The sequence below is a fragment of the Nonomuraea turcica genome (assembly GCF_030718205.1).
GTDB lineage: Bacteria > Actinomycetota > Actinomycetes > Streptosporangiales > Streptosporangiaceae > Nonomuraea.
The window spans coordinates 223,208-244,773 of the sequence record NZ_JAUZQF010000008.1; the positions used below are offsets into that span (position 1 = coordinate 223,208).

The following is a 21,566-nucleotide window of genomic DNA, read 5'->3' on the forward strand; positions in this document are numbered from 1 at the left end:
AGTGACTGCTGTGGGTCTTCGAGAACGCAAGAAGGAGAAGACACGCCTGGCGATCTTGGACGCCGCGCTCGACCTATTCCTCGAACAAGGATACGAGTCGACCACGGTGGAGCAGATCGCGGGGGTCGTCGACGTCTCCCCCCGCACCTTCTTCCGTTACTTCACCAGCAAAGATCACCTGGTGCTGTGGTTCCACGACCAAGGTGAGGAGATCATGCTGGAGACCCTGGAGTCCCGCCCTCAGGACGAGCCCCCGTTCAACGCCCTCATGCACGCGCTGCGCGCGGTGCTGAGCGACATGCAGGGCTCAACGCCGGACGAGTCCGCGAGGTTCCTGAAACTACGCCGGATCCTGGACGACAATCCGCGCCTGATCGGCCAGTCGGTGGCCAGGGGCGCACAGACCGAGCGGCGTCTGGCGGAGCTGGTGGCGGCGCGCCGGGGCGCCGATCCCGACACCGACCAGCTGTCCCACCTGATCGTGGCGTTCGCCATGTCCACCTTGCGTGTGGGGTTCGAGTGCCCGCGCCGCGTAGGGACGTTGTCGGAGATCACCGGCCGCATGGGCGAGACGATCGAGCTGGCCGAGCGCTCGCTCCAGCCGGGCTGGGACCTTCAACGGCCCGGCTAGTTCATCGTGGGGTCGTCCGGGCACGTGGCCACGAAGGCCAGCTCGCCGGGCTGCCTGCGCAGCACGTGCCGCCAGAGCGAGCCGGGATCGGCGTGGAAGGTGTCGCCGGCCTCGGAGTCGACGACGTACCAAGCACCCTCGGCGATCTCGCTCTCCAGCTGACCCGTGGACCAGCCCGCATAGCCGGCGAAGATGCGCATCTGCGCGATCTCGCCCTGCAGGATCTCGGGCGGGGCGTCCAGGTCCACCGTGCCGAGCCGGGAGACGGCCGGGGTGCCCGCGTGCAGCCTGCGCCAGCCGAGCGGCTCTTCCCCGCTCGGGACCGCCGCCAGCGCCAACGCGCTGTCGGTCTGCACGGGCCCGCCCTCGAAGAGCACCGGCGGCCCGGTGACCAGCGGGTCCCACACGGGGAGGACCTGGGTCACCGAGATGTCGCTCGGCCTGTTGAGCACCACACCCAGAGTGCCGCCGTCATGGTCGTGTTCGAGGACCAGCACGACGCTACGCCGAAAGTTGGGGTCGTCGAGAAGCGGGGTCGCCACCAACAAACCGCCGACGTAGATCGCTTCCGCCATACATCCATCATGAAGGGTCGAAGGGGGTTCGCGCTGCCCCAGTGCGCTCATGTTACCGTACGCGGTCAATTGGCCACTTGAGGTTGGGGCGGCGGCCGTCGATGTCTCGTCCGGCCCCTATCCGATGAACGCCCCGGCCCGGGCGGCGGCCAGCGTCCGCTGGACCGACCGTTCGGCGACCTCCGGGGTCACCGGCTCCCGCGTGACGACCAGGCGGTAGTAGAGCGGGGCCGAGACCGCCCGGATCACCTCCATGGCGTCGGTCCCCCTGGGGAGCTCGCCCCGCCGGACCGCCAACTCCACTGCGCCGGCCCATTCTTCGATCCGGCGCAGATAGAAGGTCCGCAAGGCGCCGGCCGCCTGGGGGTCGCTGGTGGCAGCAGCGATCATCGCCTGGAACGTGGCCCCGAGCCGCCCGTCGTTGACCGCCTCGCACACGGCGAGGGCGTTGGCCCGCAGGTCGGTCTCGACCGAGCCGGTGTCGGCGTGCGGCGTGGACTGGTCGGCCAGCTCGATCATGAGATCGGTGACCAGGCCCGCCGGACTCCCCCATCGCCGGTAGACCGTCGTCTTTCCGACGCCCGCCCTGGCCGCCACCTGATCCATGGTGAGGCCGTGGAAGCCGTGCTCCACCAGCTCGTCCTGGGTGGCCTCGAGCACGGCAGCGCGCACGCGCGCAGTGCGGCCGCCTGGCCGCACGGTTCCCGCCGAGCGGGAAAGTTGTTCCATCAAGTCTCCTCGTTGGACGGCATGCCCAACTAACGGGACGGCTATCCCGTTAGCTGCAATGCGTGGGCGGCGTGGGCTGTTCCTGAGCTTTCGCCGCCGGCCGCGTCGTTCGCGGGGCTGTCTGCGCGCTGTGGCTCGAAGGAAGCGTTTGCCGCCGGCGCAATTCTAGGGCCGAGCGGCCGGAAAAATAGGGGCGAATGACTCGTTCGGCAATACCGAACCGCACTGCGCTAGTGTGCCGGTTGTGGGAGAGACGATTCAGTCGGTCGAACGGGCCGCCGCGATCCTGCGGCTGCTCGCCTCCGGTCCCCGTCAGCTCGGGGTGGCCGAGCTGGCCAGAGCGCTGGGCCTGCCGAAGGGCACGCTGCACGGCATCCTGCGCACGCTGGTCCGTGTCGGCTTCGTCGAGCAGGACCAGACCACGGGGAAATACCGCCTCGGGGCCACGCTGCTGCATCTGGGCAGCAGCTACCTCGACGTCAACGAGCTGCGCACCCGAGCCATCAACTGGGCCGACGCGCTGGCCGGACGGAGCAGGGAGAGCGCCTGGATCGGCACCCTGCACGAGGGCCACGTCCTGGTGATTCATCACGTGTTCCGGCCCGACGACAGCATGCAGACTCTGCAGGTGGGCACATATCTACCGACCCACGCCAGCGCGCTGGGCAAGGTCCTGCTCGCCTACGACCCGTACGGCGAGGCCTTCGCACCGCCGCTGCAGCCGCACACCAAGAAGACCATCGTCGATCCCGGCCTCCTGGAGACGGAGCTGGAGCTGATCAGGACGCGCGGCTGGGCGGCCGAGATGGAGGAGCTGACCGAGGGCGAGGTGGCCATCGCCGCGCCCATCAAGGACTCGCGCGGCATCGTGGTGGGCGCCATCGGCATCCGCGGCGCGGTCGAGCGGCTGGCGCCGGAGGGGGGCTTGCACATGGACTACGTCTCATACGTCCGCGACGCGGCCCGCGCGATCACGCGCGATCTCACCCGCTGAGCAAAACAGTTGAACGCCCCCGGGCGACCGAATAATATTTCTCCTGTCGTTCGACATTGTCGAACCCGAACCTGCGAGGAACCGCCAGTGCCTCGACCGCATTACGTAGCCGCCATCGACCAGGGCACCACGTCCAGCCGCTGCATCGTCTTCGACCAGGCCGGCAACATCATCTCCGTCGCCCAGCGCGAGCACCGCCAGATCTTCCCCAAGCCCGGCTGGGTGGAGCACGACGCGGCCGAGATCTGGCAGGCCGTGCAAGGGGTGCTGGAGGAGGCCGTCGGCGGCCTGGACGGCCAGATCGCCGCGCTCGGCATCACCAACCAGCGCGAGACCACCGTGTTGTGGGACCGGGCGACGGGGCAGCCGGTGTGCCCGGCCATCGTCTGGCAGGACACGCGCACGGCGCCGCTGACCCATGCGCTGGCCGCGCACGAGCAGCTGTTCAAGGAGAAGGCCGGGCTGCCGCTGGCGACCTACTTCTCCGGTCCGAAGATCCGCTGGCTGCTCGACGAGCACCCAGGACTGCGGGAGCGGGCCGAGCGCGGCGAGGTGCTGTTCGGCACGATGGACAGCTGGCTGCTGTGGAACCTCACCGGCCGCCACCTCACCGACGTCACCAACGCCAGCCGTACGATGCTGATGAACATCCACACGCTGGCCTGGGACGACGAGCTCCTGGCCGCGCTGGGGGTGCCACGCGCGATGTTGCCGGAGATCCGCCCGTCCGCCGAGGTCTACGGCCGCACGCCGGGCGGCTTCCCGGTGGCCTCGGCGCTCGGCGACCAGCAGGCGGCGTTGTTCGGACAGACCTGCTTCGCGCCCGGCGAGACCAAGAGCACCTATGGCTCCGGCAGCTTCCTGCTGATGAACACCGGCCATGAGCCGGTCGTCTCCAAGCACGGCCTGCTGACCACGGTCGGCTACCAGATCGGCGACACCCCGGCCACCTACGCGTTGGAGGGCGCGATCGCGGTCACCGGCTCCCTCGTGCAGTGGCTGCGTGACAACCTCGGCCTGATCTCCAGCGCCGCCGAGATCGAGACGCTGGCCAAGACGGTGGACGACAACGGTGGCTGCTATTTCGTGCCGGCGTTCTCGGGGTTGTTCGCGCCGCACTGGCGCTCGGACGCGCGCGGCGTGATCGCCGGGCTGACGGGGTTCGTCACCAAGGGGCATATCGCGCGGGCCGTGCTGGAGGCCACCGCCTGGCAGACCCGCGAGGTCGTGGACGCGATGAACGGCGACTCGGGCCTGGACCTGACGTCGCTGCGCGCCGACGGCGGCATGACCGCCAACAACCTGCTCATGCAGACGCTCGCGGACGTGCTGGCGGTGCCGGTGATCCGGCCCATGGTGTCCGAGACCACCGCGCTGGGCGCCGCCTACGCGGCGGGCCTCGCGACCGGCTACTGGCCGGACATCGACAGCCTGCGCGCCAACTGGCACAAGGCCGCCGAGTGGCGACCGGCGATCGACGAGGCCGGCCGCGATCGGGAATACCGCAACTGGAAAAAGGCCGTGGCCCGCACCCTCGACTGGGTGGAGCAGTAGGAGTATGGCGATGATGATCGCGATGGGGACCGAGCGCGCGCGGATCCGCGAGGAACTGTCCAGCGCCACCTTCGACCTGCTCGTGATCGGGGGCGGCATCCTGGGCACGTCGGTGACCTGGATGGCGGCCCAGGCCGGGCTCCGTGTGGCGATGGTGGACGCGGGCGACTTCGCAGGCGCCACCTCCAGCGCCTCCTCCAAACTCGTCCACGGCGGCCTGCGTTACCTGCAGACCGGCAACGTCCGGCTGGTCGCGGAAAACCACCGCGAGCGGCGTGCCCTGGCCGCCGACATCGCGCCCCACCTGGTCAAGCCGCTGACGTTCCTGGTGCCCATCTACAAGGGCGGGCCGCACGGGGCCGCCAAGCTGGGCGCGGGGGTGTTCCTCTACTCGGCGCTGTCGGTGTTCGGCGACGGCATGGGCAAGGTGATCACGCCGCAGCAGGCGGTCTCCAAGGTGCCCGCGCTGCGCACCGAGGGCCTGCGGGCCGCCGCCGTCTACGGCGACCACCAGATGAACGACAGCCGGGTGGCGGTCATGACCGTGCGGGCCGCGGTGGACGCCGGCGCGATCGTGCTCAACCACGCGGAGGTCGTGGACCTGCGTAAGACCGGCGGCACCGTGACCGGCGCCGAGTTGCGCGACCGGCTCGACGGCACCGAGTTCGGGGTGTCCGCGCGGCTCGTCCTGAACGCCACCGGGCCGTGGGTGGACCACCTGCGGCGGATGGAGGACCCGGACGCGGCCCCGAGCATCCGGCTCTCCAAGGGCGCGCATCTGGTCCTGCGCCGCCACGAGCCGTGGAAGGCCGCGCTGACCACGCCGATCGACAAATACCGCGTGTCGTTCGCCATCCCGTGGGAGGACCATCTGCTGCTCGGCACGACCGACGAGGCCTACGAGGGCGACCCCGCCGAGGTGCGCCCCACCGAGGCCGACATCGCGCAGATCCTCGACGAGGCCGGGCATTCCGTACGCGAGGAGCAGCTCAAGCGCGAGGACATCACCTATGCCTTCGCGGGGCTGCGCGTGCTCCCCGGCGGCCCTGGCCAGGTGGCGTCGGCCAAGCGGGAGACCGTGCTGAGCAGGGGCAAGGGCGGCATGCTCTCGGTCGCGGGCGGCAAGTGGACGACTTACCGGCACATCGGCAGGCACGTGCTCGACACGCTCGCCCACCTGCCGGGGCGACCGCTGGGCGACGACCTGGCCGACATCCTGCCCGCCGTGCCGCTGCCCGGGCTGGCCAGCCCGGACGCGGTCGCGATGCGGCTGTGGACGGACCGGGAGCGGGGGGGCCGCATGGATCCGCTGGTGGCCAGACACCTGGCCTCGCACTACGGGTCGATCGCGTTCGACCTGGTCAGGCTCATCCGCGAGACACCCGCGCTGGGCGAGCGCATCCACCCGGACGGGCCCGACATCTGGGCCCAAGCGGTCTTCGCGCGCGACCACGAGTGGGCGGCCACGGTGGACGACGTCGTACGCCGCCGCACGACGCTCACCGTACGCGGCCTCGACACACCCGAGGTACGCACCAAGATCGCGCAGCTGCTCGGACAGGCACTGAAGCCCTAGAGTCGCACCCCTGCTGCCGGAGGAGGCGATGCATACCCGCGCCGGGGGGCTGGGCGGTGAGATCGGGGGACCTGCGCGGGGGCGGGCTGTGAGACCCGGGGGATGCGTTGTTAGCCGTCCAGCCAGGCATCGATGAGTCGCTCGGCCGTGGTCCACGCCCAGTCCCACAGCTCTGCTGGGGACTGACCGAGGGACGCGGTCACCAGCAGCCCGCCGAGGATCAGCACCATCACGATGAAGGCGCCCTTCGGCCCACGGTTACTCGCCGCCTTCCCGCTGCTCCTCTCACGTCTCTCGCGGCGGTGCCGGTCCGCATCGTCTTGCGCCCACTCCTTAAGGAAATCCTCGAACCGGCGTTGACCCCAACTGCCACTCATCCGCTCCCCTTCCCTCGGGTGACGCCATGGTTGTCACCCACTGCTTGTGTGACGCTACGGACCGTCAAATTGTTCGCGGCCGGTCCCAGCCGATGAGAGCTGCTCGTGCGCATCCGCCTGGAACAGCGAGAGCACGACTCCTGACCCATACGCGGGGAAGGGGGTAGGCATGTGTACTCCCATGAACGAAGCCCTGATCCGCCACTTCCGCGACCTGCGCGACGGCAGCCACGGCCAGGCCATCTCGCGGGAGGACAAAGAGAGCCTGTTCGTCACGGCGATCGAACTGCTCGACCCGGTGGCGAAGACGGCGCTGGAGGAGCTCAACGCCGACCTGCTGCTCGGCACGGGCGAGGTGGTGGCCAGCGGGGTCACCCGATCGAAGGAGGGCGGGCTCAACGCCATGTGGTCGCTGACGTGGCCCGAACAGCGCGCCTGCCACGTCCAGCCCATCGCGGTCGTCGCCCACTACGGCGCCGGATTCCACCACCCGCACCTACGGGGCAACACCGTCGGTGACTGGCCGATGAATATCTTCGATACCGCGGACGCCCAGGCGCAGATCGACACGCTCCGGGTGATCGCCGCCGGCGACGCCCACAACCTGGTCTTCCAGGAAAGCTACCGTCTCATGCCCGCCATCGCCCACCGAGCCGACGCGCCCTCCTGACAGCCACCCACACCCGAGCACACCCTCACGCCTGCCACGCCCCCACGCGGACAAAGGCGTGCGGCGCCCAAGGTTGAACCACGGACCCTGGTCAACCTCGGGCTCGCGTAACGGCGGGCGACTTGTGAAGGGTCAGAGGCCGTTTCCTGGAGGGCCCTGCTCATGGTCGCGCTCGCACGGGGCTCCGCTGGTCACGCAAGCTGCCGCTCTCCGCCCCAGGCTCGCCGCTCCGGCAGCCGACGTATGGCGAGTGGCCAACCACGGCACCGCGTAAAAGAAAATCTCTATGCCTCGGTGAAGCCGCGCACGCGGCCGCCGGCGGATTCACGCACGGCCGCCGCGACCGCGCCCGCGACATCCGGGTGGAACACGCTGGGGACGATGTAGTTGGGCCCCAGCTCCTCGGGCGTGACGACCGCGGCCAGCGCACCGGCCGCCGCCAGCAGCATCTCCTGTGTCACCCCACCGGCCTGCGCGTCCAGCAGCCCACGGAACACACCGGGGAAGGCCAGCACGTTGTTGATCTGGTTGGGGTAGTCGGACCGCCCGGTCGCCACCACGGCCGCGTGCTCGCGCGCGTCGTCGGGCGACACCTCGGGCTCCGGGTTGGCCAGCGCGAACACCACCGCGTCGTCGGCCATCGTCGCGATGTCGTCCCCGGTGAGGATCCCCGGCGCGGACACCCCGACGAACACATCGGCCCCCTTGACCGCCCCCCGCAGGTCCCCCGCGTATCCCTCGGCGTTGGTGTGCTCGGCGATCCAGCGCAGCGACTCGTCGAGGTCGTCGCGCCCCTTGTGCACGGCGCCCAGGTAGTCGCACACGATCACGTTGCGCGCCCCCGCCGCCAGCAGCAGCCGCAGCACGGCGTTTCCGGCCGCGCCCGCGCCGGCCATGGTGATCTTGACACCCTCGAGGCTCTTGTTGACGACACGCAGCGCGTTGGTCAGCGCCGCCAGCACGCAGATCGCGGTCCCGTGCTGGTCGTCGTGGAAGACGGGGATGTCGAGCAGCTCGCGCAGCCGCCGCTCCACCTCGAAGCAGCGCGGCGCGCCGATGTCCTCCAGGTTGATGCCGCCGAACCCGGGCGCGATCACCTGGACGGTCCTGACGATCTCGTCCACGTCCTGCGTGTCCAGACAGATCGGCCAGGCGTCGATGCCCGCGAACCGCTTGAACAGTGCCGCCTTGCCCTCCATGACCGGCAGCGCCGCCTCAGGCCCGATGTTGCCCAGCCCCAGAACGGCCGAGCCGTCCGTGACGACGGCCACGGTGTTGCGCTTGATGGTCAGACGCCGCGCGTCCTCCTTGTTGCGCGCGATCGCCATCGACACGCGTGCCACGCCCGGCGTGTAGGCCATCGACAGCTCGTCGCGGTTACGCAGCGGCACCTTCGACACCATCTCGATCTTGCCGCCGAGGTGCATGAGGAACGTGCGGTCGGACACCTTGTGAATGACCACGCCCTCGACGGCCTCGAGCTGGTCGACGATGGCCTGGGCGTGGTCGGTGTCCCTGGCGGCGCAGGTCACGTCGATGCGGAGCTTCTCGTGGCCGGCGGTGGTGACGTCGAGGGCGGTCACCACGCCCCCGGCGGTCTCTACGGCATGGGTGAGCTGGCTGACGGCCTTGCCGCCTGCGGGCACCTCGAGCCGCACGGTGATGGAGTAGGACACACTCGGGACGGTCGCCACGTCAATCGCTCCTTCGGGACTGACCAAGAAGTCCTCCCATGTTAGGGGGAGTTAGGTCAATCCAATGCCTCGGCAGCGGTGACGATCAGGTCGACGCAGGTCGGAACGGGGATCGTGGTGCTGTCCACGACCAGATGATATTGACACGCGTCCGCTGGATCCGTGCGGTAGAAGTGGCGCCAATAGGCCATTCTGGCCCGGTCGTTGTCCTCGATGGTCCGGCGCGCCTCGCGCTCGCTGACCTCGCCCAGCGTGGCCGTCTGCCGGATCCTGCGTTTGACCGGGGCGTCGAGCCTGACGTGCAGCGCACCGGGGTGCTCGGCAAGGACCACGGCGCCGGCCCGGCCCAGGAAGACGCCGCCCTGCGTGCGGGCGGTCTCCCTCATCATGCGCTCGGTACGGCGCACGAACTCCTCGGGCGCGAGCGGCATCACGCCCGGAACATACATGTCCACGCCGCCGAAGGTGACCGTCGGTAGCCGCATCGCCCCGGACAGGAGCCTGCCGAGGCCGTGCTCGGCCCGGTCGTCGTGCGCGAGCGCCTCCTCCAGCGTGCAGCCGAGCTCCTGGGCGACGGCACTGGGAATGGCCCGGTCGACGAAAGGCACGCCGAGGCGCTCGGCCACGGCCGGGCCGATCTGGCTCCCGGCCGTGCCGTATGTCGCCGATATGGTGACGACCCGCATATCCCCAGGTTAGAACAGAGCGCTCGCCAAAGCTCTACGTGCTTTCGCCAAAGATGGGTCGTCGGCGGGCAACGCGTCGAACAGGCCGAGCAAATGACGCCTCGCCTTGTCCCGCTCGTCGCCCGACGTGCGCTTGACCACGGCGATGACACGCTCGAACGCCTCGTCCACCGAGCCCGACAACATCTCGAAGTCGGCGGCGAGCAGCTGCGCGTCGAGGTCGGCGGGGTCCTGCAGGCGCCGCTGGACGTCGGCGGGGTCGGCGGCCTCCGTGCGCTTGATCAGGCTGACGCCGGCCAGGCCCATCTTGGCGTCCTCGTCGCCGGGCACGCGGGCCAGCAGCCGCTGGTAGGCCGCCGCCGCCGCGTCCAGGTCGCCGCTCTCGATCGCCTGCTCGGCGGCGGCCAGGTCGGGATCGGTGGGCGGGCCCTCCGGCGCCTCCTGCTCTTCGGCCGCGGGCGGCCGGGCGCCGGGGTTGGCCTCGTAGAACTGCTCGACCGCACCCATCAGCTCGTCGAGCCAGCGGCGCACCTCCTGCTCGGGCAGCACCTGCTGGAAGCCGGTCACGGCCTGCCCCTGAAAGATGGCCAGCACGGTCGGCACGGCCTGCACCCGCAGCGCCTGGGCGATCTGCGGGCTGGCGTCCACGTTGACCCTGGCCAGCACGGCCCGGCCGGCCAGGTCGCCGACGACCTTCTCCAGCACCGGGCTCAGCTGGGCGCTGCCGGGCGCCCTGGGAGACCAGAGGTCGAGGACGACCGGCAACCTCATGGACCGGTCGATGACGTCGGTCGTGAACGTCTCCTCGGTCACGTCGACGATCGAGGCCGCCGCACCCGTCTGGGGACCTGTCGCCTCCCGCCGGGCCTGCGCCTCCAGTGCCTGCTTGCGCGCGCCCAGATCTATCGCTCCGTAGAGCGACCCGGGCCTAGAGAAGTCCGCCATGCTCTTCATCTTGCCGCATGGATGGGCCTGCGAAGTCACCCGCCGCGACCCTGAGCGTACGCAACTGGTCGAACATCTGGTGGAGTTCGTTCTCGGCGTACATGCCGAGGCCGAATTCGGCGGCCATCAGGTCACGGGTGGCCCGCCGTACGACGTCCCTGCCCGCGGCGGTGATCTCGGCCAGCACGCCGCGTCCGTCCCGAGGGTTGGGCAGGCGGCAGACGAATCCGGATTTCTCCAGCCTGTCCACGGTGTTCGTCACGCTGGTGGGGTGGACCATGAGCCGTTCGCCGATCTTCGACAGCGGGAGCGCGCCTGTCCTGCTGAACGTCAACAGGACCAGCGCCTCGTATCGGGCGAACGTCAGGTCATAAGGCTTCAGCAGCGAGTCAAGTTGCGACAGCAGGATCTGATGCGCTCTCATGATCGACGTCACGGCCGCCATGGCGGCGGAGGGCCCGAAGTGCGCGCGCCAACTCTCCGCAGCGCGGTCGATGGGATCGAACGGCAGGTTGAGCGGCTTCGGCTGTGACACAACGCTACGGTAGCGCGCCGGTCGTCCCGGTTTCGTCCGACTACCTGGAGCGACAGGCCTCCCCCGTTGACCAAGAATCCGGACGTCAATCATCACGCTCAGTTATGGTGCTCGTACGTATGGTGACGCGGAAACCAAGTTCATCAGCCTGTGGGGACCGGCCGGACTGATCGTTTCCGCCTTGCCGAGGGGCACGGGGGGTTGCTTGATGAAGTGCAACGGGACAACGGGTGCGTGAGCACGCGGGCGTTTCGCGAGAGGAGCTGAAGCAGAGCGCGGCCGTGACGGTTGCCGTGCTCCTGGCTGTCGGCTTGGTCGCGGCGTGGAACGTCCTCATTCCAGGCGTGGACGCGTGGGAGAACATCGTGGCCGCCGTGATCGGCTCGCTCCGGTTGACCGGGCCCGTGGCCGCGGCGTTCGCCGCGTGGGTGGCGTTGCGCAAGCGCCGGGCCTTGCGCGGCCGCCCCCTCACGACGTGGCGAGCGCTGAAGGCGCCGCTGGCGATCGTGGTGGTGGTGCTGGGGTCGTTCGGGGCTACCGTGCTGGTGCTGGCGATCAAGACGGTGCTGACCGACCAGGCGGGGCGGCTGAGCCTGTCGGGGCTGGGCATGGGCATGGCGGGGCTGGCGTTGTACTCGGTGATCGGGTGGGTGGCCGGCTGGGTGCTGCCCAGGACGTTCACGCCGCCGCTGGCCGGGCTCGGCTGCTACGGCGCGTTCTCGTGGCTGGCCGACGACCGGGGCTGGGCCGACAAGCTGGCGCCCGGCACCGGGGAGCCGTACGACCTGTTCCAGGGACTGAGCGGGGCGCCGTTCTTCGACCAGACGATCTGGCTGCTGGGCATCACGGCGGCGCTGCTGCTCGGCTGGGCGGCGCTGGTGACCAGGCAGGCGCTGGTGCTGGCGTGCGCGCTGCTGGCGGTGCTCGCGGCGGGGATGGGCGTGTCGCGCGTGCTGACGCAGACCAAGCCGGCCGCGGCGGAGGACATCGCGTACAGCTGCCAGGAGTGGCCGATCACGGTGTGCGTGCATCCGGGGATGCGGGCGGGGCTGACGGAGCTGGGGGCGGCGTTCACGCAGATCGCCTCGCGGCTGGCCGGAACGCCGGCGGCGTTCACGCGGGTGGAGCAGCGGCCGCTGGACGACGCGCTGAAGCCGTCCAGCGGGCTCGCGCCGATCCACGTGCCCGATCTTTCCACGGGGTTCGCGGAGGAGGCGGCGTACGAGTACATCGAGTCGCTGGCCGCCAAGTGCCCGGGGACCGTGGCGAACGGCTACCGGGAGATCGTGATGGCCTGGTTGCGCGGGGAACCGCTGCCCGGAGGGCCGCTGCCGGAGCACCAATACGCGGCGTCGTGGTTCTCGTGGCTGAGCGAGCACCAGAGGCGGGAGTGGCTGCGGATGTTCTACAGCGACTTCCAGAACTGCGGGCTGTCGAGCACGCACTTCGGCGGCGGGCCGGCGCGGCCCCAGGTCGCGTCGCCGTCGTCGATGCAGCCGGTGCCGGAGTCCACCCACGTGTATCCGGTGTATCCGGACCCCGAGGGCACGGTGGTGGAGCGCATGGTGCCCGGCCCCGGCACCGCGGTGAGGTGGGCGCCGCCCCACTCCTCCTCCCCATGGGCGCCCGGCCAGCCGTACGGCGGGCCGGCGCCTGAGCAGGTCACCGCGACCGGCGGCACGGCGCGGCCGTCCGGTCCGTCCACGTCGCTCGGCGTCACGCCCGTGGCGGCCGGATGGGCGACACCGGGCGCGCCGACCGCCGGGTGGGCATCGAGCCCGTCACACGGCGTCGGGCCACACGGCGGGCAGGGCGGCACGTCACGCGGGCAAGGCGGCAGCCCGCACACCGGACAGTCCGGTGGCCCGCACACCGGACAGAGTGGCAGCCCGCACGGCCGGCAGGGCGGCCCGCACACCGGACAGGGCGGCCCGCACAACGGACAGGGCGGCGACCCGCACGGCGGGCCTGATGATGGCGGTCGGGTGCTGAGCGGGCCGGCCGGTGGGTGGCAGGGCCGCAGGTGGCAGACCGGCGGCGCGCAGACCGGCGCATCACAGGCCGGCGCATCGCACACCGGCGCATCACAGGCCAGCGCATTGCACACCGGCGCATCACACACCGGCGCATCACACACCGGCGCATCACACACCGGCGCATCACACACCGGCGCATCACAGGCCAGCGCATTGCACACCGGCACATCACACACCGGCACATCACACACCGGCGCATCACACACCGGCGCATCACAGGCCAGCGCATCACAGGCCAGCGCATCACAGGCCAGCGCATCACAGGCCGGCGCATCGCAGGCCGGCGGATCGCAGGCCGGCGGATCGTGGACGGCGTTCGAGGCCGGGTGGGCGCCCGGCATGTCCGGGGCCGGGTGGGGACCCGCCGTCGTGGCGGAATCGGAGATGTCACCAAACGGCTGGCACTGATGATCGGCCAGCGGGTAGTCATGCGGACATGACGACTTCCCGTACGACGTCGCCCGAGGTCATTCCCGGGCGGCGCCGCAGGTGGCGATATGTGGCCGGATTCCTGGTCCTGGCGGTTCTGCTCGTGGTGGCCGGCCGCCTGGCCTGGACCTGGCTCAACCCGATGGGCGAGCAGACCATCGACCGCAGCCAGCCGGTGCTGCTGCAGTCGATCAAAGATCTGAGCCGGTTCGAGGCCGCGACGGGGAACTTCCAGGTGGTCGTGGACCTGGAGAAGGACGCGAACTTCCTGCCCGACGCGATCAAGGGCACCCGGACGTTGTTCGTCGGGGCGGGCGGCGTCGACGCGTACGTGGACTTCTCCGCGATGGCGACGAACGCGGTGACGGTCTCGCCGGACCGCACCGAGGCGACCGTACGGCTCCCGCGCGCCCAGCTGGAGAAGCCCAACCTGGACAACAGCCGCTCGTACGTGTTCGCGCAGCAGCGTGGCCTGTTCGACCGCGTCCAGGACTTCCTGTCAGGCTCCCCCGGAGACCAGCGCGAACTTTACCTGCTCGCCGAGAAGAAGATCTCCGAGGCCGCAGTGGCGAGCGACCTGCGGACGAGGGCCGACACCAACACCAAGGCGATGCTCTCGGGCCTGCTCAAGTCACTCGGCTTCACGAAGGTCACGGTCAAGTTCACCGACGAGCCCTAGGACGGGCCACCCCTAGGCCGCTCTCACGGCCGCCTTAGGCCACTGTGCGCGCGTCTAAGTACCTCCCTAGCGCTCTTACGTCCGGAGATAGGGCATACGCCCGATGTGCCGGTGAGGGCCTTAGGAGGAGTTTTAAGAGTGCAGACGAAAGGCAACGCACACAACACAGGAGCACTCGGATGAACCCCGAACTCGAATACACGATCATGCAGCACCGCGCCTCCGAACTTCGCCGGGCGGCCGCCGAGCACCGGCGCGTCCAGGAGGCCATGAAGGGCCCGCGGTCCGAGCGTCGTCACCGCTCGGTCTTCGGCAAGCTCCTCGCCTCATGACCGCCCACAAGCAGCCCGGCCGCATCCTCCCTCGCGGCCGGGCTGAACAACCCCCGTAAGGGGGCGCTCGACGACGTCGAGCACGCGTTACGGGGCCCCGGTCCATTCCTGGTCGGACCGGGGCATCGCGCTGTTCAGACTCCAGAGCACCGTCACACGGTGATGACCAGCTTGCCTCGCGCGTGGCCCCTCGCGAGCTCGCGGACTGCCTCAGACACCTCGCTCAGCGGGAACGTCTTGTCCACCACCGGCGTGATCTTGCCCTGCTCCGCCAGCGTCTCGACCAGCTCCGGCTTGGGGAAGGCGAAGACGACCAGCGGCCACCGGCGGGTGAACGGGCCCAGCAGGACCATACGGAGCTGCCGGTCCATCCCGGCCAGCCATCGACCGCCCTCCTCCCCGCCGACGATGACGAACGTGCCGCGCGGGGTCAGCGCCCGTCGCAAGTGGGACAGCGAACGGTTGCCCGCCGTGTCGACGATGAGGTCATAGCGGAGCTCACCGTCCGTGAAGTCCTCCACCGTGTAGTCCACGACGTGGTCCGCGCCGATCGACCGGACGAGCTCCACCTTGGATGTGCTGCACACGCCGGTGACCTCCGCGCCGAAGGCCTTGGCCAGCTGCACCGCGAACGTCCCCACGCCGCCGCCTGCCCCGATGACCAGGACCTGCTGCCCCGGCCGCACCTTCCCGGCGTCGCGCAGCGCCATCAGCGCGGTCGTTCCGGACGTCGGCAGCGCCGCGGCCTGCTCGAACGTCAGGTTCTGCGGAATCGGCGCAAGCCTGTCCTGCGGGGTGCGGACGAATTCGGCGAAGGCGCCGTCACACGTGCCGAACACCCGGGCGCGGGGCGCATGAGGTACGGCACGCCCTCCATGAGGTGCCAGACGCCCATGTCGACGCCGGCCGCGTGGACGCGTAACACCACCTCGTCATCGCCGGGCGCCGGCTTCTCCACTTCCCCGAGCCGGAGGACGTCGGCCGGGCCGCATGTGTCGCGGATGACGGCCTTCATGTTCATTTCTCCAGTTCAGCGTTCGGATACTGGAACACGTCGTCGAGCGGTACGCCGAACACGTGCGCGATCTGGAAGGCCATCTCCAGGGACGGCGAGTAGCGGCCCTGCTCGATGGCGATGATGGTCTGCCTGGTCACCCCGACCCGATCGGCCAGCTCCGCCTGCGTCATCTCGCCGTGCGCGAACCGCAGCGCACGGATCGAGTTCGTGACCTTCGTGGGCTTCACCATGACGGGATCCCCCGCCGGTAGGCGACGATCTTGACGATCGAGCCGAGCACGGCCTGCAGGACGAACGCCAGGTAGAGCGTGTTGGCGATCCAGAAGTGGTCCCACTCGGCCATCGCCATCACGAGCGCCGCGATGCCGCCAGCGACAAGGAACGACTGGCCGGCGTACTCCCCGTACCGGTTGATCTCCCGGTCGCGCTGGTCCTTCTTGCCGACGTCACTGGGCGCGACCATGCTCACCACGATGACCAGCAGGATCGACGCCACCATCGCGCCGCCGATGCTCCACAACAACGGGGCCACATAGGGCACTTCGGTGAGGGGGGTGGTGCGCGCCCGGCCCAGAATGATCGCGAGGTAAGCCCCGTAGCCGCAGACCGAGACCACCAGCATGACCCACGCGCGTCTCTCTTCGGATGCCATGCTTGCAATGTAAAGCAACACGGACACGATGTCTAGAATTTTTTACATCCGCAAGGTCGCGCACGTGCTGGACGCCGAACTCGGTGCCTCAGGACTTGGGGACGGTGATGAGGAGGGCGTCGCCCTGGCCGCCGCCGCCGCACAGACCCGCCGCGCCCAGGCCGCCGCCCCGGCGCTTCAGCTCGTACGCCAGCGTCAGCACGATCCGCGCGCCCGACGCGCCGATCGGATGACCCAGGGCGATGCCGCCGCCGTTGACGTTGACCTTCTCCAGCGGCACGCCCAGCTCCTTGGCCGACTGCAGGACCACGCTCGCGAACGCCTCGTTGATCTCGATCAGGTCGAGGTCCTCCGCCGTCACGCCCTGCTTGGCCATGGCCTGCTTGATGGCGTTGGCCGGCTGGGACTGGAGGGAGGCGTCCGGGCCTGCCACGTTGCCGTGCCTGCCGATCTCCGCCAGCCACTCCAGGCCGAGCTCCTCGGCCTTCGACTTGGACATGACGACCACGGCACAGGCGCCATCGGAGATCTGGGAGGCCGAGCCCGCCGTGATCGTGCCGTCGGCGGCGAAGGCCGGGCGGAGCTTGGCGAGCGTCTCGACCGTGGTGTCCCCGCGTACGCCCTCGTCTTCCTTGACGACCACGGGCTCCCCGCGCCGCTGCGGGATCTCCACCGGGACGATCTCGTCGTCGAAGAGACCGTTCTTGATCGCGGCGGCGGCAAGCTGATGGGAACGGGCCGACAGGGCGTCCTGCTCCTCGCGGCCGATGCCGAGCCTGGCGTTGTAGCGCTCAGTCGACTCCCCCATCGCGCACTGGTCGAACGCGCAGAACAGGCCGTCGTGAGCCATCGAGTCGATCACCTCGGCGCCGCCGTACTTGACGCCCTTGCGCAGCCCGGGCAGCAGGTGGGGGGCGTTGGTCATGGACTCCATGCCGCCGGCCACCACGATGTCGAACTCGCCCGCGCGGATGAGCTGGTCGGCCAGGGCGATCGCGTCCAGGCCGGACAGGCAGACCTTGTTGATCGTGATCGAGGGCACGGTCATCGGGATGCCGGCTTTGACGGCGGCCTGGCGAGAGGGGATCTGGCCGGCGCCGGCCTGCAGGACCTGGCCCATGATGACGTACTCGACGGCCTCCGGCGCCACTCCGGCCCGCTCCAGGGCGGCCTTGATGGCGATGCCGCCCAGCTCGACGGCCGACTGGCCGGACAGCGCGCCGAGCAGCTTGCCGACGGGCGTGCGCGCTCCGGCGATGATGACGGACCTGGACATGACAACGGCCTCCTGTGCTCGCGCGTCGGCTTCTTTGACACGATACCCACGAGGAGAATGACGCTGGCTATGGAGGCGGGCCACACATGTTCATGCGGATCGACCACATCGGGATCGCCTGCCGCGACCTGGAGGAGAAGATCGCGTTCTTCTCCGAGACCTTCGAGCTCACCGTGGTGGCCAGGGAGGTCAACGAGGAGCAAGGAGTGAAGGAGGCCATGCTGCACATCGCCGACGGCGAAGGCGGGGGCTCCTACATTCAGCTTCTAGAGCCTCTCTCCGAAGACTCCCCTGTGGGAAAATTCCTCGCCAAGCGGGGCGAGGGAGTCCATCACGTTGCTTTCGGTGTACGTGACGTCACGGAAACCATGGATAAGATCCACGAGAAGGGTGTGAGGCTGCTGGACGAGCGTCCCCGGCACGGGTCGATGGGCTCGCAGATCGCCTTCCTGCATCCCAAGGATGTGGGGGGAATGCTGACGGAGTTGGTCCAGGCCGCCAACCACCCGTAAGCGCAGAAAAACGTTCATATGTAACTAGTCACGCAGAAAGTTGGACGGGGCTTCGCAGGCAGCACCAGCGGAGTACGCTTGACCTTCCCGGACATGGAGCCTGCCGCGAGGCACAGGTTCCTGGCTCGGATGCCCCGAACCCCCCGTCCGGCCCGTGTAGCCGTCTCGACAACCCAGGATCGAGCCTCCATGCAGTCCGACATCGACGCCCAGCTCAATAATTTCTTCGAAGACGCCCCAGCCCGCGAGTTCGACGTGGTGCTTCGTGGTTACGACCGGCATCAGGTCCACGATCATCTCAAGACTCTCGACCAAGAGCTGCGCCAGGCCCGCGAGCAGCTCTCCAGCCTGCAGCGCGATCTGTCCGACTCCCAGCGTCAGCTGCAGGAGCAGGAGCGCCCGACCTACTCCGGTCTCGGCGCCCGCATCGAGCAGCTGCTCCGCCTGGCCGAGGAGCAGGCCACGGAGCTGGTGCAGGCCGCCAGGTCCGAGGCCAACGAGATCAAGGCCGCCGCCAAGGTCGAGGCCGCCGACCTGCGTGCCGCCGCCGAGGCCGAGGCTGCCGAGAAGCGCGCCCAGGCCACACGCGAGACCGACGAGATGCGCACTGCCGCCGACCGGGACGCCGAGGAGATCCGCTCGACCGCCCGCCGGGAGGCCGACGAGCTGACCAACACCACCGAGCGCGAGGCCGCCAAGCTGCGGGCCACGGCCGACCACGAGGTGGCGGAGAAGCGGGCCGACGCCGAGCGGGAGATCGCCAAGCTCCGCACGACCACCGAGCGCGAGGTCGCCCAGCTGCGCGCGTCCACCAAGCGCGAGCGCGACGAGGTCCTGACCACCGCCAAGCGGCAGGCCGACGAGATGCGCGCCCAGGCTCAGCGGGTGCTGGAGGAGTCGGAGGCCAAGCGGGCGCAGGACGAGGCGGAGTTCGAGATCCAGCTCGCCGCCCGCCGGGAGGAGGCCGAGCGCCAGGAGGCCGAGCGCCACGCCACCGCCCAGGCCCACACACAGAAGCTGGTCGCCGAGGCCGAGCAGCGGGCCGCCACGGCCGAGTCGCGGGCCACGAAGGCCACCCAGCAGGCCGAGCAGACGCGCCGCGAGGCCGACCTGCACGCCAAGCAGCTCGTCGCCAACGCCCGCAAGAGCGCCGAGACCATCGTGGCCGACGCCAAGTCGAGCGCCGAGACGATCGTCACCGAGGCGAAGACCGAGGCCGACCGCACCCGCACGGCGATGCAGCGCCAGGTCGACGAGCTCACCCGCCAGCGCGACAGCATCACCAGCCACCTCGCCCAGCTGCGCCAGCTGCTCGGTGGCGCCGCCCTGCCGGGCATGGACCCCGAGCCCGCGGTCGCGGCGGCCCCGCCGAAGCCCGCGATCGCCGCGCCCGCGCCCGCGCCCGTGGTCGAGGCACCGGCCCCTGCGCCGGCGCCGGCTCCCAAGGTCGAGGGCAGGTCCGAGGACGACGCGGAGTGGTGGCAGGAGTAGGCACTCGCTTCACGGGGGCTGAGTGACGGCGGGAGAAGAGCCTGGCGATTCGATGGTCGCTAGGCTCTCTCTTTGTCTTTGATGTCGGGTCCGTACCCGTCATGCTTTGTCGCCGACGTTCTGGGGAGTCCTGTTGTCCACGGAAGCCGAGTCCACGGCCGCTGCCGAGCGGGACGCGCCCGACGTCGAGCGGGACGCGCCTGAGGTCGAGCGGGCGCCCGAGACGGAGAGCCTCCCCAAGGAGACCTCGGAGGGTCAGGAGGACCTGACCGCGCAGCCGTACGGGATCCCCGGCAAGCCGCTGGCGCGCGGCCCGTTCCTGTTCGGGCTGGTCGGCGGGCTCGGGGTGCTGACGGCGATCGCGATCGGCCAGATGGTCGTCAACTCGCTGAGCACGATCATCCTCGTCGTGGTGGCGATGTTCCTGGCCGTCGGCCTCAACCCGGCCGTGGAGGCGCTGCAGCGCAAGGGCCTGGCCAGGCGGGGCGCGATCTCGATCGTGTTCGCCGGCGTCATCGTGGCGTTCGCGCTGTTCGGGCTGGCCGTGGTGCCGCCGGTGAGCCAGGAGCTGACGGAATTCGTCGCGGCGGTGCCCGGATACCTCAACGAGCTGCAGAACCATCCGACGCTGCGGCAGCTCGACGCCGAATACAAGATCATCTCGCAGCTCACGACGTTCGTCACGGGCACGCTGGGGCCGTCGCTGGCCAGCGGGATCATGGGCGCGGGGCTGGTGGTGCTGGACAGCGTGTTCACGACCGTGACGTTGCTGGTCCTCATGCTCTACTTCCTCGGCTCGCTGCACACGATCAAGGACTACCTGCTCAAGCTGGTGCCGTCCTCGCGCCGGGTACGCACCCGCGCGATCAGCGAGCAGATCCTCACCGGCATCGGCGGCTACGTCGCCGGCAACGTGCTGATCTCGGTCATCGCGGGCGTGCTCACGTGGATCTTCCTGTCCATCGCCGGGGTCAAGTACGCGCTCGCGCTCGCCCTGGTCGTCGCGCTGACGGACCTGATTCCACTGGTGGGGGCCACGATCGGCGCGGTGCTCGTGACCGCCGTGGCACTGCTGCAGTCGCTGCCCGCAGGCATCGCCTGTGCGATCTTCTTCGTGGTCTACCAGCAGGTCGAGAACTACCTCATCTACCCCAGGGTGATGAAACGCTCGGTGGACGTGACGCCGGCCGTGACGGTGATCGCCGCGTTGTTCGGCGGCGCGCTGCTGGGAATCGTCGGCGCGTTGCTGGCCATCCCGGTGGCCGCGGCGATCGCGCTGATCATCCGCGAAGTCGTCATTCCACGCCAGTCACAGGCCTGAGCGCTCCTCAGGCCTGTGACTCACGGCCGTACGCCGCCCAGCTCCGTCCTGAGGAATTCGGTCACCGCCGCGTTGAACGCCTCCGGCTGCTCGACCGCGCTCAGATGACCTGCCTTGGGGATGACCTCCAGCCGGCCGTTGCCGGGCACGGCCCGCGCCATCGCCTCGGCGTCGGCGGGCGGCGACAGCTCGTCCTCCTCACCCACGAGGATCAGCAGGGGGACCTTGAGCGCGCCCAGCGTGTCGAACGAGTCGGGCCGCGCCGCCATGGCCCGCTGCGCCCAGGCGACGGCGCCCGGCGGCGCGGACTGCACCAGCCCTTTGACGCGCCCGAACACCATGGCGCGCCGCTCCTTGGTCGTGGGCCCGATGAGCGTCGGCAGCACGTCGCTGACCAGCACGTCGTTCCCGTCGGACAGCACGGCCTGTGCGATGCGCTCCCTGTTGTCCCTCGCCGGAGCCGGGTCGGGGCTCGCCTTGGTGTCGGCCAGGATGGCGCCGAGCAGCCGGTCGGGGTGCCGTCGGCAGAACGCCATGGTCACGTAGCCGCCCATGGACAGCCCGCCGACCACCGCCCTGTCGATGCCCTCCTCGTCCAGCAGCCTGGCGACGTCGTCGGCCATGAGGTCGAGCGACGGCTCGTCCTCACCCAGCCGCGACCCGCCGAAACCGCGCAGGTCAGGGGTGATGACCCGGCAGACCTTGGCCAGCCCTTCCCGCTGGGCCAGCCACATCGCCGACGACAGCGGGAACGCGTGAAGCAGCACAAGCGGGAGTCCGGTCCCGGCCGATCTCGTGTAGAGCTGCACGGATCACACGGTAGCCGGGTTCGCGGCCGCGAGCACTCAATGTCA

Annotated in this window: 23 protein-coding genes; 11 read left to right on the forward strand and 12 right to left on the reverse strand. The window is 69.8% G+C overall.

The window, feature by feature from the left end:
• Positions 1-10: 10 nt before the first annotated feature.
• Positions 11-631, forward strand: coding sequence for a TetR/AcrR family transcriptional regulator (locus tag Q9G87_RS22240; RefSeq protein WP_305918340.1), 621 nt, complete (start codon positions 11-13; stop codon positions 629-631).
• Here Q9G87_RS22240 and Q9G87_RS22245 read toward each other — a convergent pair.
• Positions 628-1,206: a YqgE/AlgH family protein gene (locus Q9G87_RS22245; RefSeq protein ID WP_305918341.1), complete on the reverse strand. Its 579-nt coding sequence runs from the start codon at positions 1,204-1,206 to the stop codon at positions 628-630. The two genes, Q9G87_RS22240 and Q9G87_RS22245, sit on opposite strands and share 4 nt — an antisense overlap.
• A gap of 117 nt (positions 1,207-1,323) precedes the next feature.
• On the reverse strand, positions 1,324-1,935 hold the full coding sequence (locus Q9G87_RS22250) for a TetR/AcrR family transcriptional regulator (protein ID WP_305918342.1): 612 nt from the start codon (positions 1,933-1,935) through the stop codon (positions 1,324-1,326).
• A 244-nt stretch (positions 1,936-2,179) separates the two neighbouring features.
• On the opposite strand from Q9G87_RS22250, the gene Q9G87_RS22255 reads away from it, so the two are divergent.
• From Q9G87_RS22255 to Q9G87_RS22265, 3 genes are all read left to right on the forward strand, one after another.
• On the forward strand, positions 2,180-2,929 hold the full coding sequence (locus Q9G87_RS22255) for an IclR family transcriptional regulator (protein WP_305918343.1): 750 nt from the start codon (positions 2,180-2,182) through the stop codon (positions 2,927-2,929).
• Positions 2,930-3,016: 87 nt separating this feature from the next.
• On the forward strand, positions 3,017-4,483 hold the full coding sequence (gene glpK / locus Q9G87_RS22260; protein ID WP_305918344.1) for a glycerol kinase GlpK: 1,467 nt from the start codon (positions 3,017-3,019) through the stop codon (positions 4,481-4,483).
• Between the two features lie 10 nt (positions 4,484-4,493).
• Positions 4,494-6,059, forward strand: coding sequence for a glycerol-3-phosphate dehydrogenase/oxidase (locus Q9G87_RS22265; protein ID WP_305918345.1), 1,566 nt, complete (start codon positions 4,494-4,496; stop codon positions 6,057-6,059).
• Between the two features lie 110 nt (positions 6,060-6,169).
• Here the strand turns inward: Q9G87_RS22265 and Q9G87_RS22270 are convergent, their stop codons facing one another.
• Complete coding sequence (locus Q9G87_RS22270) at positions 6,170-6,292, reverse strand: hypothetical protein (RefSeq protein ID WP_305918346.1); 123 nt, start codon at positions 6,290-6,292, stop codon at positions 6,170-6,172.
• A gap of 325 nt (positions 6,293-6,617) precedes the next feature.
• On the opposite strand from Q9G87_RS22270, the gene Q9G87_RS22275 reads away from it, so the two are divergent.
• The gene (locus Q9G87_RS22275; RefSeq protein WP_305918347.1) at positions 6,618-7,106 is read left to right on the forward strand and encodes a hypothetical protein; all 489 of its coding nucleotides are present in this window, start codon (positions 6,618-6,620) and stop codon (positions 7,104-7,106) included.
• A 284-nt stretch (positions 7,107-7,390) separates the two neighbouring features.
• Here the strand turns inward: Q9G87_RS22275 and Q9G87_RS22280 are convergent, their stop codons facing one another.
• The 4 genes from Q9G87_RS22280 to Q9G87_RS22295 are packed head-to-tail and all read right to left on the reverse strand — an operon-like array spanning position 7,391 to position 10,966.
• On the reverse strand, positions 7,391-8,800 hold the full coding sequence (locus tag Q9G87_RS22280; protein WP_305918348.1) for an NAD-dependent malic enzyme: 1,410 nt from the start codon (positions 8,798-8,800) through the stop codon (positions 7,391-7,393).
• 56 nt (positions 8,801-8,856) lie between these two features.
• Entirely contained in the window at positions 8,857-9,486 is a 630-nt protein-coding gene (locus tag Q9G87_RS22285; RefSeq protein ID WP_305918349.1) for a cytidylate kinase-like family protein, read from the reverse strand.
• 9 nt (positions 9,487-9,495) lie between these two features.
• Positions 9,496-10,431, reverse strand: coding sequence for a tetratricopeptide repeat protein (locus Q9G87_RS22290; protein ID WP_305918350.1), 936 nt, complete (start codon positions 10,429-10,431; stop codon positions 9,496-9,498).
• On the reverse strand, positions 10,415-10,966 hold the full coding sequence (locus tag Q9G87_RS22295; RefSeq protein WP_305918351.1) for a MarR family winged helix-turn-helix transcriptional regulator: 552 nt from the start codon (positions 10,964-10,966) through the stop codon (positions 10,415-10,417). Before Q9G87_RS22295 ends, Q9G87_RS22290 begins: the two co-directional genes overlap by 17 nt.
• A 230-nt stretch (positions 10,967-11,196) precedes the next feature.
• Here Q9G87_RS22295 and Q9G87_RS22300 point away from each other — a divergent pair, with 230 nt between their 5' ends.
• From Q9G87_RS22300 to Q9G87_RS22310, 3 genes are all read left to right on the forward strand, one after another.
• Positions 11,197-13,410 carry a hypothetical protein gene (locus Q9G87_RS22300; RefSeq protein ID WP_305918352.1) on the forward strand — a complete coding sequence of 738 codons (2,214 nt, stop codon included), beginning with the start codon at positions 11,197-11,199 and terminating at the stop codon, positions 13,408-13,410.
• Between the two features lie 28 nt (positions 13,411-13,438).
• Positions 13,439-14,110, forward strand: coding sequence for a DUF4230 domain-containing protein (locus Q9G87_RS22305; RefSeq protein ID WP_305918353.1), 672 nt, complete (start codon positions 13,439-13,441; stop codon positions 14,108-14,110).
• Positions 14,111-14,289: 179 nt separating this feature from the next.
• A complete protein-coding gene (locus Q9G87_RS22310) occupies positions 14,290-14,442 on the forward strand; it encodes a hypothetical protein (RefSeq protein ID WP_305918354.1) in 153 nt (50 codons plus the stop codon).
• Between the two features lie 152 nt (positions 14,443-14,594).
• Here Q9G87_RS22310 and Q9G87_RS22315 read toward each other — a convergent pair whose 3' ends face one another.
• From Q9G87_RS22315 to Q9G87_RS22330, 4 genes are all read right to left on the reverse strand, one after another.
• Positions 14,595-15,281 (reverse strand): NAD(P)-dependent alcohol dehydrogenase, encoded by a 687-nt coding sequence (locus Q9G87_RS22315; protein WP_305918355.1) that lies wholly within the window; start codon positions 15,279-15,281, stop codon positions 14,595-14,597.
• A gap of 178 nt (positions 15,282-15,459) precedes the next feature.
• Positions 15,460-15,690: a helix-turn-helix transcriptional regulator gene (locus Q9G87_RS22320; protein WP_305918356.1), complete on the reverse strand. Its 231-nt coding sequence runs from the start codon at positions 15,688-15,690 to the stop codon at positions 15,460-15,462.
• Positions 15,684-16,112 carry a hypothetical protein gene (locus Q9G87_RS22325; RefSeq protein WP_305918357.1) on the reverse strand — a complete coding sequence of 143 codons (429 nt, stop codon included), beginning with the start codon at positions 16,110-16,112 and terminating at the stop codon, positions 15,684-15,686. The genes Q9G87_RS22320 and Q9G87_RS22325 overlap by 7 nt, the downstream gene beginning before the upstream one ends.
• A gap of 88 nt (positions 16,113-16,200) precedes the next feature.
• On the reverse strand, positions 16,201-17,388 hold the full coding sequence (locus Q9G87_RS22330) for an acetyl-CoA C-acetyltransferase (RefSeq protein ID WP_305918358.1): 1,188 nt from the start codon (positions 17,386-17,388) through the stop codon (positions 16,201-16,203).
• A gap of 86 nt (positions 17,389-17,474) precedes the next feature.
• On the opposite strand from Q9G87_RS22330, the gene mce reads away from it, so the two are divergent.
• From mce to Q9G87_RS22345, 3 genes are all read left to right on the forward strand, one after another.
• Positions 17,475-17,900, forward strand: a complete 426-nt coding sequence (gene mce / locus Q9G87_RS22335) for a methylmalonyl-CoA epimerase (RefSeq protein WP_305918359.1) — start codon at positions 17,475-17,477, stop codon at positions 17,898-17,900.
• Between the two features lie 189 nt (positions 17,901-18,089).
• Positions 18,090-19,391, forward strand: a complete 1,302-nt coding sequence (locus Q9G87_RS22340; RefSeq protein WP_305918360.1) for a DivIVA domain-containing protein — start codon at positions 18,090-18,092, stop codon at positions 19,389-19,391.
• Between the two features lie 133 nt (positions 19,392-19,524).
• Positions 19,525-20,712 carry an AI-2E family transporter gene (locus Q9G87_RS22345; protein ID WP_305918361.1) on the forward strand — a complete coding sequence of 396 codons (1,188 nt, stop codon included), beginning with the start codon at positions 19,525-19,527 and terminating at the stop codon, positions 20,710-20,712.
• Positions 20,713-20,732: 20 nt separating this feature from the next.
• Here Q9G87_RS22345 and Q9G87_RS22350 read toward each other — a convergent pair whose 3' ends face one another.
• Positions 20,733-21,521: an alpha/beta fold hydrolase gene (locus tag Q9G87_RS22350; protein WP_305918362.1), complete on the reverse strand. Its 789-nt coding sequence runs from the start codon at positions 21,519-21,521 to the stop codon at positions 20,733-20,735.
• Positions 21,522-21,566: the final 45 nt, after the last annotated feature.

Coding starts and splice junctions, on each gene's coding strand:
- Q9G87_RS22245 (WP_305918341.1), bottom strand. CDS start 1,206: ATGGCGGAAGCGATCTACGTCGGCGGTTTGTTGGTGGCGACCCCGCTT.
- Q9G87_RS22330 (WP_305918358.1), bottom strand. CDS start 17,388: ATGTCCAGGTCCGTCATCATCGCCGGAGCGCGCACGCCCGTCGGCAAG.
- Q9G87_RS22305 (WP_305918353.1), top strand. CDS start 13,439: ATGACGACTTCCCGTACGACGTCGCCCGAGGTCATTCCCGGGCGGCGC.
- Q9G87_RS22310 (WP_305918354.1), top strand. CDS start 14,290: ATGAACCCCGAACTCGAATACACGATCATGCAGCACCGCGCCTCCGAA.
- mce (WP_305918359.1), top strand. CDS start 17,475: ATGTTCATGCGGATCGACCACATCGGGATCGCCTGCCGCGACCTGGAG.
- Q9G87_RS22290 (WP_305918350.1), bottom strand. CDS start 10,431: ATGGCGGACTTCTCTAGGCCCGGGTCGCTCTACGGAGCGATAGATCTG.
- Q9G87_RS22285 (WP_305918349.1), bottom strand. CDS start 9,486: ATGCGGGTCGTCACCATATCGGCGACATACGGCACGGCCGGGAGCCAG.
- Q9G87_RS22340 (WP_305918360.1), top strand. CDS start 18,090: ATGCAGTCCGACATCGACGCCCAGCTCAATAATTTCTTCGAAGACGCC.
- Q9G87_RS22265 (WP_305918345.1), top strand. CDS start 4,494: ATGATGATCGCGATGGGGACCGAGCGCGCGCGGATCCGCGAGGAACTG.
- Q9G87_RS22325 (WP_305918357.1), bottom strand. CDS start 16,112: ATGGCATCCGAAGAGAGACGCGCGTGGGTCATGCTGGTGGTCTCGGTC.
- Q9G87_RS22320 (WP_305918356.1), bottom strand. CDS start 15,690: ATGGTGAAGCCCACGAAGGTCACGAACTCGATCCGTGCGCTGCGGTTC.
- Q9G87_RS22275 (WP_305918347.1), top strand. CDS start 6,618: ATGAACGAAGCCCTGATCCGCCACTTCCGCGACCTGCGCGACGGCAGC.
- Q9G87_RS22250 (WP_305918342.1), bottom strand. CDS start 1,935: ATGGAACAACTTTCCCGCTCGGCGGGAACCGTGCGGCCAGGCGGCCGC.